General features: G+C 73.1%; 14 protein-coding genes. 6 read left to right on the forward strand and 8 right to left on the reverse strand.

What is annotated here, in order from left to right; translation table 11 throughout:
- Positions 1-40: 40 nt before the first annotated feature.
- The 4 genes from AA23TX_RS19670 to AA23TX_RS19685 all read left to right on the forward strand — a co-directional run bounded on the left by AA23TX_RS19670 (position 41) and on the right by AA23TX_RS19685 (position 2,690).
- Positions 41-409, forward strand: coding sequence for a DoxX family protein (locus tag AA23TX_RS19670; protein WP_155543951.1), 369 nt, complete (start codon positions 41-43; stop codon positions 407-409).
- Between the two features lie 114 nt (positions 410-523).
- On the forward strand, positions 524-1,375 hold the full coding sequence (locus AA23TX_RS19675; protein WP_155543952.1) for a LysR family transcriptional regulator: 852 nt from the start codon (positions 524-526) through the stop codon (positions 1,373-1,375).
- A 20-nt stretch (positions 1,376-1,395) separates the two neighbouring features.
- A complete protein-coding gene (locus AA23TX_RS19680) occupies positions 1,396-2,058 on the forward strand; it encodes an HAD family hydrolase (RefSeq protein WP_155543953.1) in 663 nt (220 codons plus the stop codon).
- On the forward strand, positions 2,058-2,690 hold the full coding sequence (locus tag AA23TX_RS19685) for a GntR family transcriptional regulator (RefSeq protein ID WP_155543954.1): 633 nt from the start codon (positions 2,058-2,060) through the stop codon (positions 2,688-2,690). The genes AA23TX_RS19680 and AA23TX_RS19685 overlap by 1 nt, the downstream gene beginning before the upstream one ends.
- 449 nt (positions 2,691-3,139) lie before the next feature.
- On the opposite strand, the gene AA23TX_RS19690 is transcribed toward AA23TX_RS19685, so the two are convergent.
- Both AA23TX_RS19690 and AA23TX_RS19695 read right to left on the reverse strand, forming a co-directional pair.
- Complete coding sequence (locus tag AA23TX_RS19690) at positions 3,140-3,325, reverse strand: hypothetical protein (RefSeq protein ID WP_155543955.1); 186 nt, start codon at positions 3,323-3,325, stop codon at positions 3,140-3,142.
- Between the two features lie 97 nt (positions 3,326-3,422).
- The gene (locus tag AA23TX_RS19695) at positions 3,423-4,250 is read right to left on the reverse strand and encodes an NAD-dependent epimerase/dehydratase family protein (RefSeq protein WP_155543956.1); all 828 of its coding nucleotides are present in this window, start codon (positions 4,248-4,250) and stop codon (positions 3,423-3,425) included.
- 113 nt (positions 4,251-4,363) lie between these two features.
- Here AA23TX_RS19695 and AA23TX_RS19700 point away from each other — a divergent pair, with 113 nt between their 5' ends.
- Complete coding sequence (locus AA23TX_RS19700) at positions 4,364-5,119, forward strand: HpcH/HpaI aldolase/citrate lyase family protein (RefSeq protein ID WP_155543957.1); 756 nt, start codon at positions 4,364-4,366, stop codon at positions 5,117-5,119.
- 70 nt (positions 5,120-5,189) lie between these two features.
- Here AA23TX_RS19700 and AA23TX_RS19705 read toward each other — a convergent pair whose 3' ends face one another.
- Together AA23TX_RS19705 and AA23TX_RS19710 are read right to left on the reverse strand one after the other, a co-directional pair.
- Entirely contained in the window at positions 5,190-6,359 is a 1,170-nt protein-coding gene (locus tag AA23TX_RS19705; protein ID WP_155543958.1) for a CaiB/BaiF CoA transferase family protein, read from the reverse strand.
- A gap of 123 nt (positions 6,360-6,482) precedes the next feature.
- On the reverse strand, positions 6,483-7,463 hold the full coding sequence (locus tag AA23TX_RS19710; RefSeq protein WP_155543959.1) for a glycoside hydrolase family protein: 981 nt from the start codon (positions 7,461-7,463) through the stop codon (positions 6,483-6,485).
- 180 nt (positions 7,464-7,643) lie between these two features.
- Here AA23TX_RS19710 and AA23TX_RS19715 point away from each other — a divergent pair, with 180 nt between their 5' ends.
- Positions 7,644-8,642: a LacI family DNA-binding transcriptional regulator gene (locus tag AA23TX_RS19715; RefSeq protein ID WP_155543960.1), complete on the forward strand. Its 999-nt coding sequence runs from the start codon at positions 7,644-7,646 to the stop codon at positions 8,640-8,642.
- Between the two features lie 14 nt (positions 8,643-8,656).
- On the opposite strand, the gene AA23TX_RS19720 is transcribed toward AA23TX_RS19715, so the two are convergent.
- The 4 genes from AA23TX_RS19720 to AA23TX_RS19735 are packed head-to-tail and all read right to left on the reverse strand — an operon-like array spanning position 8,657 to position 13,078.
- A complete protein-coding gene (locus AA23TX_RS19720; protein ID WP_230862579.1) occupies positions 8,657-9,679 on the reverse strand; it encodes a serine hydrolase domain-containing protein in 1,023 nt (340 codons plus the stop codon).
- 8 nt (positions 9,680-9,687) lie between these two features.
- Positions 9,688-11,235: an ABC transporter ATP-binding protein gene (locus tag AA23TX_RS19725; protein WP_155543962.1), complete on the reverse strand. Its 1,548-nt coding sequence runs from the start codon at positions 11,233-11,235 to the stop codon at positions 9,688-9,690.
- Entirely contained in the window at positions 11,232-12,125 is an 894-nt protein-coding gene (locus tag AA23TX_RS19730) for an ABC transporter permease (RefSeq protein WP_155543963.1), read from the reverse strand. The genes AA23TX_RS19725 and AA23TX_RS19730 overlap by 4 nt, the downstream gene beginning before the upstream one ends.
- On the reverse strand, positions 12,122-13,078 hold the full coding sequence (locus tag AA23TX_RS19735; RefSeq protein ID WP_155543964.1) for an ABC transporter permease: 957 nt from the start codon (positions 13,076-13,078) through the stop codon (positions 12,122-12,124). Before AA23TX_RS19735 ends, AA23TX_RS19730 begins: the two co-directional genes overlap by 4 nt.

Raw genomic sequence — 13,078 nt, forward strand, 5'->3', positions numbered from 1 at the left:
ATGTAGTGTTCAATCACTTTCTTCGGACCGGAGGTCACCCTTGAACGTCGTCCTGTGGGTCGTGGCGGGTCTGCTCGCCGCGCTGTACCTGGCTGCCGGCGGCATGAAGCTCGCGACGCCGCGCGAGAAGCTGCTCGAAAACCCGAACATGGGCTGGACGGCGGACTTCTCCGACGCGGCGGTGAAGGGCATCGGCGCGGTCGAGATCCTCGGCGCGATCGGGCTGATCCTGCCCTGGGCGCTGGACATCGCGCCGGTGCTCACCCCGCTGGCCGCGACCGGGCTGGCGGTGGTCCAGATCGGTGCGATCATCGTGCACGCGCGGCGCAAGGAAACCAAGGCGCTGCCGATGAACGTCGTGCTGCTGGTGCTGGCGGCGTTCGTGGCGGTGGGCCGGTTCGCCGGCTGAGGTTCTCGCGGCGGACCGATGACGCTTCCCGGTGGCACCGACACGAGGTGAACCCGGCACCGACCGTGTTCCTCGGCGCGCGCGTAATACCCTGGAGGTCTCAGGGAGGTCGGAGTGGACGTCGATCTGCGCAAGCTGCGGTACTTCGTCGCGGTCGCCGAAGAGCTGCACTTCGGGCGCGCCGCCGCGCGGCTGCACATCGCGCAGCCGGTGCTCTCGCGGCAGATCCGCGCCCTCGAAGGTGAGCTGCGCGCGCAGTTGTTCGTGCGGGACAAGCGGTCCACGTCGCTGACCGAGGCCGGCCGTCAGCTGCTGGAGGATGCGCGTCCGCTGCTGGCCTCGGCGTCGGCGCTGCGGCGGCGGGTCGCCACGGCCGACCGCGGGACGTTCACCGTGGCGTTCATGCCGGGGATCACGGTCACCGACGCGGTCGGCTCGTTCTCTTCGCGCCACCCGGACGTCACGGTCGAGCTGCTCCGCACGACGTGGGCCGACCAGACCGAGGTCCTCCACGACGGCCGCGCCGACGTCAGCGTCGTCCGCCTGCCGGTGGATCGGCGCGGGCTGAGCGTGCGGCCGCTGTTCGGCGAGCCGCGGGTGGCGGTCCTGCGGGCGGACCACCGGCTGGCCGGCAAGGAGTCGGTGCTCGTCGGGGACCTCGCCGACGAGCACCTGCTCAACGACCCCGACGCCGTGCCGGAGTGGCGTGACGTCGCGGTCGAGCTGCGGGACGGGACCGCGTCGCGGTGGCAGGAGTTCCGCAGCGTCGAGGAGAAGCTGGAGCACGTGGCCGCCGGGCGGGGGATCGCGGTGATCCCGCTGTCGACGTCGGAGTACTACACGCGTCCGGACGTCGCCCACGTGCCGGTCGAGGACCTGCCGCCGAACGAGGTGTGCGTCGCCTGGGTCGCGGCCCGGCGGTCGCCGCTCATCTTCGAGTTCGCGGAACTGTTGCGTTCGGTATAACCGTATATCAGACTGACCGTATGACTCGCTGGGCTACGTTCGACTGTTTCGGCACGCTGGTGGACTGGCGGCACGGCATCGCGACCGGGATCGAACTGCTGTTCCCCGGCCGGGGCGCGGAGCTGCTGGAGGTCTACAACCGGATCGAACCGCGGGTGCAGGCCGAGCAGCCGGTGCGGCGCTACCGGGAGGTGCTGGCGGAGTCGCTGCGGCGGACCGCGGCCGAAGCGGGCGTCGAGCTGGTGCCCGACGACGCGTCCGTGCTCGGGACCGGTCTGCCGTACTGGCCGGTGTTCCCCGACGTCCGGCCGGCGCTGACGGCGCTGCGCGAAGCCGGCTGGCGGCTCGCGCTGCTGACGAACTGCGACCGCGACCTCATCGGCGAGACCCAGCGTCGGCTCGTCGTGCCGATCGACGCGGTCGTGACCGCCGAGGACGTCGGTTCGTACAAGCCCGGGCACGCGCACTTCTCGCGTTTCGCCGCGTCGTTCGAGGCCACGCGGGAGAACTGGGTCCACATCGCCCAGAGCCACTTCCACGACATGGTGCCGGCGCGGGAGCTGGACATCCGCCGGGTCTGGGTCAACCGGCACGCGGAGGCGCAGGACCCGTCGATCGCCGACGCCGTGCTGCCCGGGCTCGACGACCTGGTCGCGACGGTGGAGCGGGTGCACTCGTCCTGATGGTGCTGCAGACGACGAACACGCGCGACGCCCTGGTGGCGGAGGTGCGCCACCAGATCCTCAGCGGAGTCCTCGCCCCGGGGACGGCGCTGACGGAGCAGGGCTTGGCGACGACGTTCGGCGTGGCTCGGCCGACGGTGCGGTCGGCGTTGCAGGAGCTGGTCGGGCGGCACCTGGTGGAGCGGTCGGAGGGCCGGTCGCTGCGGGTGCCGGTGCTGACGTCTGCCGATGTCCGGGACCTGTTCACGGTCCGGCTGCCCCTGGAGCTGACGGCGGTGCGGCTGATCGTCGGGCAGGGGCGTCCGCTGGACGGGGTGTCGACGGCGTTGTCGGCACTGGAGGCGCTGCCGCCGGGGGCGGGCTGGAGTGCGCGGGTGGAGGCGCACACGGCGTTCCACCTGGCGCTGGTGGATGCGGCGGGCAGTGTGCGGCTGAGCCGGATCTACCCGCCGCTGCAGGAGGAGATGCAGCTGTGCCTGGCCCGGCTGCGAGGGTCGTACCCGGACCCGGCCGAGCTGGCGGTGGAGCACCGGCGGTTGCTGGAGGCGGTCGCGTCGGGGAATCCGGCGAGTGCGGAAGCGGAGATGCGCGACCATCTGGAGCGGGCGCGCCGGGGGTTGCTGGACCTCTGAGGCCGGGTGGCTTCGCGGGTGGGGCGAGCCGAGCCGGCAGGCGCGGGGTGCGGGTGGGCGACCGGGCGATGCCTGGGGTTGCGGCCCGACCGGATCTTGCCTGGCCGAGCCGAGCCTGGCCGAGCCGGGCCCAGCCTGGCCGTGCCGAGCCGGGCCGGGCGGCATCCGCCGCGATGCGCCACCCGGCGGCGCCGCTGGGCGCGGCAACGTCGACCGTGCCCAGCCGTCGGCTGCTCCCAGCCCAGCCCAGCCCAGCTGGCCGACCTCCGCTCGGCCTGCCCGCCCCGCCAGCTCTCCGGGATCGCCCGGCCCGCCTGACCCAGCCTGACCCAGCCTGACCCAGCCCAGCCTGCGGCGGTCGGTCGCCGAGGCCGCGGTGCGGTCCCCTGGGCGGCGTGCGATCGCTGCCATGCCCCACCCGGCGGCGCGGCCGGCCGGAGCCCTTGGCGTCAGCAGCCCGCTGCCGAACCGCCGTGCCTCGCCTCGGCGCGGTGGCCGGTGAACAAGCCCGCCCACAGCGCCGCCCAATGGCGTGCTGCCGGGCGGTGCTCGCGCGGCCGGCGGGCCGCTGGGGGCGGCCCCGCCCGGTACTCCATCTCCACCCGCACCCAGTCGTGGATCCAGTCGCCTCGCATGGTCGTTCCTCACCTCGTCCGCTGAGGAACCCCACGTTCGTCCTGAGGGGACCGCCGCCGCATCGGGTGATCGCGTGCTTCGGCGCCTCCCGGTCCCTTACCCGCGCAGCTCCGTCAGCGCGTCCAGGTGCCGGGGCTCCCAGCCCAGCTCGCGTCGCGCGCGGGCCGGCGTCACCTGCTGGTCCAGCGCGAACGCCTCCGCGATCGGGCCCATCCGCTCCACCGCCTCGGCGAGCGTCAGGCGAGCGATCGGACCTCCGGCCGCGAGCACCGCGACGATGTCCGCGAGCGGCACGTTCTGCCCGCCCACCCCCGCGTACACCGACTTCGCCGGCGCCCGCAAGGCCAGCGCGTACAGCTCGGCGATGTCCTCGACGTGGACCAGCGCCCAGTGGTTGGTGCCGTCGCCGATCAGGGGGACCGGCGCCGCGAAGAACGTTTCGATGAGCCCGCCGCCCGGACCGTAGACCAGGCCGGGCATCACCAGCACCGGGTGCCCGCCGCGGGACAGGACGCGCTCTTCGTTGGCCCGGCGCCACGCCGTGATCGCCGGTGGGTTCTGCGGCGCGTCCTCGTCCACGACGCCCGCCGTGTCGCCGTACACCCAGACCCCGCCCGTGTGCACGTACGGCCCGCGGTCGCCGAGACCGGACTGCAATGCCTCCGCCGCCGCGAGGTCGACCTCCGCCGTGTCGTCGCCGTAGTGCTGGCCGAGGTGGATCACGCCGTCGGCGGCCGCGGCGGCGGCGCGCAGGACGTCGGTGGCGGTCAGGTCGCCGGGCACCGGGGTCGCGCCCAGCTCGGTGAGCACCCGTGCCGAAGCGTCGCTGCGCGCCAGGGCGCTCACCTCGTGACCGTGCCGCCGGAGCGCCCGGACCGTCGGGCGGCCGACGTACCCGGAGCCGCCCGTCAGGAAGACCTTCATCGTGGGACCTTTCGTGGTCGTGGTGGTTCCCTTCCGACTCTCGGCGCTCCGCGACGGCGCGTCCAAGACCCTTTCCGCTCGCTGTGATACCCGCAGAGCATTACGCTGGGGTTGTGCCCGCGACGACGTTCCTGTTCGTGCCCGGCGATCGTCCCGACCGCTTCGGCAAGGCCGCGGCGAGTGGCGCGGACGTCGTGATCCTCGATCTGGAGGACGCCGTCGCCCCGGCGGACAAGGACGCCGCGCGCGCCCACGCCGGGACTTGGCTCCGGGACCACGAAGCGATGGTCCGGATCAACGCGCCGGGCACGCCCTGGTTCGACGCCGACGCCGCCCTCGTCACCGCCCGCGGGATCCCGGTGGTCGTCCCGAAGGCCGAGACGCCCGGGGTGCTCGCCGGGTTCCGCGAGGTCGTCGCCCTCGTCGAAACGGCGCGAGGCGTCGAACGCGCCGGGGAACTGGCCTCGGTCCCGTCGGTGACGCGGCTGGCGTTCGGCAGCGTCGACCTGGCCGCGGAGCTCGGCGTCGCGCCTGAGGACCGGGAGCCGTTCGCCTACGCGCGTTCGCGGCTGGTGATCGCGTCGGCGGCGGCCGGGCTGGCGCCGCCGGTGGACGGCGTCACCACGGACCTGCGCGACGACGAAGCCCTCGAGGCCGACGTCCGCTACGCGCGCCGCATGGGCTTCGGCGGCAAGCTGTGCGTCCACCCGCGCCAGACCGCGCCGGTCCGGGCCGGCTTCGCGCCGACGGAGGCCGAGCGGGAGTGGGCCCGCCGGGTCCTCACGGCGGGGGAGTCGGCGTCCACTGTGGACGGCCGGATGGTGGACCGGCCCGTGCTCGCCCGTGCCCGGCGGATCCTGGGGGAGTGAAACCGCCGGCTCGAGTCCGCGACGACGAGAGCTGCTTCCGGCTGCACGCTTGACGCGAGCCGGTGTGCCGCTACCCGGCGCCTCGCACCGCTGCCGGGTCGAAGCCGAACTCCGCCAGCACCGCGTCGGTGTGCTCGCCGAGCGCCGGCACCGGGTCCATCCGCGGCGCGCGGCCGGGGACCGTGATCGGCGGCAGCGTGGCGCGGATCGGCCCGCCCGGCGTCCGGACGTCCGCGAAGCGGTCGCGCGCCGTCAGCTGGGGGTGCGTCAGGACGTCGGGCAGCTCGCGGCGGCGTGCGTGCGCGATCCGGCCCTGACGCAGCCGGGCCTCCAGCTCGGTGCCGGTCAACCGCGCGAAGATCGCGTCGACCTCCCCCTCCAGGGCCGCGCGATGAGCGACGCGGGCGCTGCCGGTCGCGAACCGTTCGTCGGTGACCCACTCCGGGCGTTCGACGGCGTGCTCGCAGAACGCCGCCCACTCGCGCTCGTTCTGCACCGCCAGCACCAGCTCGGTCCCGTCACCCGCGGAAAACGTGCCGTAGGGCGCGATCGCCGGGTGGCTCGTGCCCGTCCGCGGCGGGGGTGTGCCGCCGTAGCCGGCGTAGTACAGCGGGAACCCCATCCACTCGACCAGCGAGTCGAACAGGCTGACCTCCAGCTCGGTGCCGTGCCCGGTGCGTTCGCGGTCGTAGAGCGCGGAGAGGATGCCGGAGAACGCGTACATCCCGGCCCCGATGTCCGCGGCCGGGATACCGCTCTTGGCCGGCTCGGTCTCGGAGCCGGTCACCGACACCAGCCCGGCTTCGGACTGGATCAGCAGGTCGTACGCCTTCGCGTCGCGGTAGGGCCCGCTCGAGCCGTAGCCCGACACCGAGCACGTGATCAGCCGCGGCCGCGTGGCGCGCAGGGCGGCGGCGCCGAGACCGAGCCGCTCCGCGACGCCGGGCGCGAAGTTCTGCACGAACACGTCCGCCCGGTCCAGCAACGCCGTCATGACCGGGCCCGCGGCCGCGCTCTTGAGGTCGAGCGTGACGCTCTCCTTGGACCGGTTCAGCCAGACGAAGTGGCTGGACTGGCCGTGCACGGTCTCGTCGTACGCCCGGGCGAAGTCGCCGCTGCCGGGCCGTTCGATCTTGAGCACCCGGGCTCCGAGATCGGCCAGGTGCCGGGTGGCCAGCGGCGCGGCGACCGCCTGTTCGCAGGACACGACCGTGACGCCGTCGAGGGGCAGGGAGCGCATGGCCGCATCCTGCCACCCCGGTTCCCGATCCGACCGAAAGCAGGCGGACACGGTCCGCCGCCGATCCGCACGAGGCAACTGTTTCCGCTGTGGCTGCCGTCGGATCGGGAACTGACGGCACAGTCAGACCGCGCGGGCGATGGCGATGTTCCCGGCCAGCCGCTCACCGGCCTCGTAGATCATGTACTCGCGGCCCTGGTAGGTGCCGAAGCTCGGGGCCGCGGACCGGCCGTTGTCCGGGGCGCCGGAGAGCGGGGTGTGGAACGTCCCGAGGTGGTTCCGCTTCGAGAAGTCGTTGCCGACCTCGGTGATCATCAGCTTCCCGCCGTGGCCGATGTCGGTGTTGTAGACGACGTAGGTGCTGTTGTTGCGGTAGAGCAGGTGCGGGCCGCCGATGTCGTTCGCGCCGACGTCGGTGTAGCGCACGAGCGGCGTCTGCGAGAACGTCCAGTTCAGCGCGTCGGGCGACCAGCCCCAGCCGATGTCGCGGTGGTTCGTGGTGTTGTTGAGCATGAACACCATGACGTACCGGGCGTTCTTCGACGGCAGGTCCTGGCGGAAGACCCGGGCGTAGGACGTCTCGGTGGTACCGGCGGGCTGGAGGCGCGTGGACAGGACCTCCTTCTCGTAGGTGAAGTGGATGCCGTCGGCGGAGCTGGCCAGGCGCGTGACGGTGTTCTCGCCGTGGAAGTACAGGAAGATCCGGCCGACGTCGTCGTTCCAGAGGGCGTGCGGCGACGAGACGTGGCTGACGGAGTACTCGCCGGGCCAGGAGTTCTTGATGATCGGGTTGCCCGCGTATTCGGTGAACTCCTCGTCGAGGGAGTTCGCGTAGGCCAGGCAGATCCCGCCCGGCGCGTCGTGCGGCGCGTAGTAGAGGTAGTACGCGCCGAGGGCATCCGGGATGCGCCCCTTGGTGCCGCGGACGCAGGGGAAGATCAGCTCGCCGGTCGGGTTGTAGCGCAGCTTGCTCTTGACGAGCGCGAGCCGCTGGTAGCGGTAATCCGGGAAACCGGCGGGCGCGGCGGTGGCCACGGCCGGGATCATCGCGCCCGCGCCGAGCGCGGCGGCGCCGGCCAGCAGGCCGCGTCGGGTGAGGGTCATGACCGCTCCTTCGAGGTCTCGTGTCCGGCGACGGTGGCACGCGTCCGAAGGCGGGGTCAATGGAGTAATACGTATTAGTACGGTCGGGACAGGTTTGCTGGAGTTTCGGGCAAAACGGTTGACGGCCCCTTCGGGCGCCCGCACCCTGAATCGGATCGGCTGACTCCGGGCGAGGTGGCGATGGGCAAGGTCCGGCAGGCCGACATCGCCCGCGTGGCCGGGGTTTCGCAGGCGACGGTGTCGGTGGTGCTGGGCGGCAACCGCACCGGGGTCCGGCTCTCGGAACGGACGCGGCTACGGGTGCTGGAGGCCGCCGAACGGCTGGGGTACCTGCCCGATCCGGTGTCGTCGCGGCTGGCGTCCGCGGGCAACAACCTGCTGGGCGTGTACACGTTCACGCCGGCTTTCCCCGACATCGCCGACGCGTACTTCCCGATCCTGGCGGGCATCGAGGCGGAGGCGGCGGCGCTCGGCAAGGACCTGATCATGTTCACCGCGTCGAGTGCGGCACCGGACCGGATCCGCCGGACCCGGCTGGCCGACGGCTGCCTGTTCCTCGGCCGGCACGTCCCGGTCGACGCGATCGCCGACCTGCTGGCGGCGGGGTTCCCGATCGTCCACATCGGACGTCGCACCGAGCTGGGCGGCCGCATCCCGCACGTGGGCGCGGACTACGTGTCCGCCTCGGCCGAGGTGATCACGAGGCTGGCGCGGGCGGGCCACACGCGCGTGCGTTACCTGCGCGAGCCGGACGACGCGCCGTCGTCGGACGATCGCGAACGCGGGGTGCGCGCGGCGGCGGCCGACGCGGGGATGGCGGTCGCGGTGACCCGCACGTCCGGCCCGGATCTCGACGCGACGGCGATCGCGCGGTGGCTCGACGACGGCGTGACGGCGCTCGTCGTGGAGGAGACCGACACGGGCGCGGTGTTCGAGGCGACGTGGCGCGCCCTCGGCGAGGCCGGCGTCTCGGTGCCGGGCGACGTTTCGCTGGCGGTCCTGGGCCGGCCGCCCGCCGGGACGGCGGGCCCGGTGATCAGCGGGTTCGAGGTGCCGCGGCGGGCACTGGGCCGGGCGGCGGTGCGGCTGCTGGCGTCGCTGGTCGAGCCGGGGACGGGGGAGCCGTCCCCGCACCGGCTGCTGACGTGCCCACCGGTGGCGGGGGAGACGATCGCCTGACCGCGGGTTCCGAGTCAGAGGCAGCCGGCCAGGGCTTCCAGCAGCAGCGAGCCCCGCCGGTCCGTGTCCTCCGGCTGCAGCTCGCTCGTCGTGAACGAAAACCCCAGCTCCTCCTCCGGCCACGCCCCGTGCCGCCCGCCGCCGGCGCCCGAGTGGCCGAACGCCGTCTTCGCCGGCCCGTACGTACCCAGCGAGTCGGCCAGCTCGTAACCCAAGCCGAAGCGGATCGGGCGGTCGTTGATCGCGTCCGTCCCCGAGGACCACGTCGAGGTCGCCTCGGCGAGCACCGAAGGCGGGACCAGGCCCGCGCAGATCCGGTCGTAGAGCCGGGCCATCGCCGCCGCCGAGCCGGTCGCGCCGCCCGCGGCCAGCTCCGCCCGGCGGTACGCCGCCGAGTTGATCGTGTCCGGTTCCAGCAGCCCGCGGTACATCTTGTCCACGATCCGGCGCCGGGCGGGATCGTGCAGGAACGTGCTGATCCGGTAGTCCGGCGACCGCGTCAGCCGCGCGACCCGGTGGTCCTCCGAGGGCGGCGTGCCCAGGTGGATGCCGAAGCCGCCAAGAAGGGAGCGCACGACAGCTCCCGCGGACGTGCCGGTGACCCGGCGGATCAGCTCCGTGCACAGGTAGCCGTAGGTCGCCGTGTGGTAGGCGACCCGCGACCCGGGCGTCCACAAGGGACGTTGCGAAGCCAGGGCGAGAGCGTTCGCGCGGTTGTCCAGCAAGGACACTTCCGCTTCGACGTACGGCAGCCCGATCGTGTGGGACAGCACGTGCGCCACGTCCCCCGACGGGAACTCCGGCCAGTACCTCGACACCGGGGCCGCGGGGTCGATCCGGAGCAGCGCCATCACCGTGGCCACCACGCCCTTGGTCCCGGAGAACAGCACCACGAGGGTGTCCCGCGTCCAGCCCGGCCCGCCCCACAGCTCGGCCAGCACCTCGCCCCGGCGCACGACGCTGAACGCCGCCCCGCCGCCGGTCCGGGCCAGTACCGACGCGAACGCGTCGCGCACCGGCTCGAACCCCGGCGCCACCGCGCCCTTCACAGGCGCGGCGTCGCGGCGAGCAACTCCCGCGTGTACGCGTGCGACGGCGCGCTCAGCACCGTCCGCACCGGCCCTTCCTCGACGATCGAGCCGCCCTGGAGCACGGCGATCCGGTCGGCGACCTCGCCGGCCAGCGCGATGTTGTGCGTCACGAACACCATCGCCATTCCCAGCTCGCGGCGCAACTCGCCCAGCAGCTCGATGATCGTCGCCTGCACCGAGACGTCCAGCGCGGACGTCACCTCGTCGCACACCAGCACGTCCGGGGTGGTCACCAGCGCGCGGGCGATGGCGGCCCGTTGCCGCTCGCCGCCGCTGAGCTGGTCCGGCAGCCGGTCGGCCAGCGCCCGGCCGAGCCGGACCCGGTCGAGCACCTCGCCGACCCGCGCGCGGCGCTCGGCACGCGACAGCGACGTCAGCCGCGCCAACGGCACCTCGATCGACTGGGCGACCGTCTTGCGCGGGTTGAGCGAGGAGAACGGGCTCTGGAACACGTACTGGATCCGGCGCCGCTGCTCGTCGGTCCGGTGCCGCGTGGCGGCCGCCAGCCCGGTGCCCGCCAGTGAAACCGTCCCGTCGTACGCGGAAGTCAGCCCCGCGATGCACTGCGACAGCGTCGTCTTCCCGGAACCGGATTCGCCGAGCAGCATCAGGCACTCGCCGCGCGCGACCGAGACGTCCACCTCGCGCAGCACCACGTTGTGCCCATAGGAGACGGACACGCCGCGTGCCGCGAGGAGCGGATCGTCGGGAGGCGGCGGGGTGGAGGTGGCGTCCGGATCGGGTACGGCGTCCAGCAAGCGCCGCGTGTAGGCGTGCGACGGCGTTCGCAGCACGGACGCCGCCGGACCGCACTCGACGATCGAGCCGTGGTACATCACCGCGACCCGGTCGGCGATCTCGGAGACCACCGCGAGGTCGTGGGTGATGTACAGGGCGGCGACGCCGTGCTCCGCGGTCAGCGACCGGACCGTCTTCAGGACGAGGGACTGCGTGACGACGTCCAGCCCGGTCGTCGGCTCGTCCAGGACCACGACGGCCGGCCGGCACGCGAACGCCATCGCGATGCCGACACGCTGCTGCTGCCCGCCGGAAAGCTGGTGCGGGTAGCGGCGCCGGTACGCCGGGTCCGACGGCAGCCCGACCTCCGCGAGCACCTCTCCGACGCGCTCGTCGACCGAGCCCGGGTAGCCGTGCGTCTGGAGGACCTCCGCGATCTGCAGCCCGATCCGCAGCGCCGGGTTGAGTGACAGCGCCGGGTCCTGCGGGATGTAGGCGACCGTGCTCCCGCGCAGCCGTCGCCGGCCCCCGGCGTCCAGCGCGAGGACGTCGGCGTCACCCACGGTGATCCGCCCGCCGGACACCGCGAGCCCGCGCCGGAAGTGACCGAGCGCGGCCAAGCCGGCGGTGGTCTTGCCGGAGCCGGACTCGCCGACCAGTGCCAGGACTTCGCCCGGCGCGACGGCGAAAGAGACGTCGTCCAAGACGGACGCCCCGGCGACGGTGGACACCTTGAGCCCGGTGACCTCGAGAGCGGCGTTCATCGGCGGGCCTCCCGCTTCCGGCCGGCGGCGGCCGAGGCCAGCGCGTCGGCCACCAGGTTGGTTCCCACGGTCAGCGCGGCGATCGCCAGCACCGGCAACAGCACGCCCCAGGGCTGGACGACCAGCGCGATCCGGTTCTCGTTGATCATCAGGCCCCAGTCGGCCGACGGCGGCTGGATGCCCAGGCCGAGGAACGACAGCGAGGCGATGTACCCGATCGAGTAGGTCAGCCGCAGCCCGATCTCGACCATGAGCGGGCCGGTGATGTTCGGCAGGATCTCGCGCAGCAGGATCCGCGACCGCGGCACGGCGTACATCTCGGCGGCCCGGATGTAGTCCTGGCCGCGCACGGCGACGGTCGCCTGCCGGGCCACTCGCGCTGTCCGCGGCGCGTGCGTCAGCCCGATGACCAGCACGAGCAGCCAGCCCTCCGGCCCGATCACCGCGATCGCCAGCAGGGCGATCACCAGCTGCGGGAACGACAGCAGGACGTCGTTGCCGCGCATCAGCAGGCTGTCGAGCCGGCCGCCGCCGTACCCGGCGACCATGCCGAGCAGCGCGCCCAGCACGATCCCGAGCACGGTCGCGAGCACCGCGTAGAGCAGCAACGTCGTCCCGCCCGCGAGGAACCGCGTCAGCACGTCGCGGCCGAGGCCGTCGGTGCCGAAGACGCCGTCGTGCTTGAACGGCTTCCCGGCGAAGTCGGTCGTGGTGTGCCCGGTCAGCACCGGGCCGAGCCACGGCCCGAGCAGCGCGATCAGCACCACGACGAGGGTCAGCGCCGCCCCGATCTTGGCCTGCGGGAACGTCCAGGCGGTGCGGAAGAGGCCGCCCGGGCGCGCCGGCGGGGCGTCGGGGGTGGCGGTGCGGGGGAGTTCGACGGCGGTCATCGGCCTGCCTCCGTGCGCAGTTTCGGGTCGGCGAGGATGCCGACGACATCCGCGAGGAGGTTCACGACGATGTAGACGCCCGCGATGAGCAGCGTGATCGCCTGGACGACGGCGACGTCCCGCTTGCCGACCGCGTCGATCAGCGCCTGCCCGATCCCGGGGTAGCGGAACAGGAACTCGACGACAACGACCCCGCCGGCCAGCCACGCCAGCTGCAGCGCGACGACCTGCGCGACCGGGCCGATGGCGTGCGGCAACGCGTGCCGGACCAGGACCGTCCGCTCGCGCACGCCCTTGAGCCGGGCCATCTCGACGTACCCGCTGTCGAGGACCTCGTTCATGGTCGCCCGCATCATCCGCGTGATGTAGGGCGTCACGACCAGCACGAGCGTGAGCACCGGCAGCACGAGCTGGGCCGGCTGGCGCCACACCGCCTCGCCGGGCGGGGTGATCGTCACCGACGGGAAGATCTTGAACACCGTCGTGGAGAGCAGCACGACCAGCGCGACGCCGATGACGAACTCCGGCAGCGCGGCGATGACCAGGCTCACCCCGGAGATCGCCTGGTCGGTGGCCCGGTCGCGGCGGATCGAGCTCCACGTGCCGAGGCCCAGCCCGAGCGGGGTGGCGAGCACCGCGGCGACCACCAGCAGCACCAGTGACGCCGAGATCCGGTCGCCGATCAGGGCCGTCACCGGGCCCTGGGTGGACGTCGACGTCCCGAGGTCGCCGGTGAACAGCCCGCCGAGCCACTCGAGGTAGCGCTGCCACACCGGCAGGTCCAGGTGCAGCTGGTGCTGCAGCGCCGCGACGCGCTCGGGGGTGGCCTGCTGGCCGAGGATGGCCCGGGCGGGATCGCCGGGCAGCAGCAGTGTCGCGACGAAGACCAGCAGCGACACCACCCAGAGCACGAGGACGCTGACGAGCAGCCGGCGCAGGATCAGTCGGGTCAT

Origin of the sequence: Amycolatopsis camponoti, from assembly GCF_902497555.1 — a bacterium.
GTDB lineage: Bacteria > Actinomycetota > Actinomycetes > Mycobacteriales > Pseudonocardiaceae > Amycolatopsis > Amycolatopsis camponoti.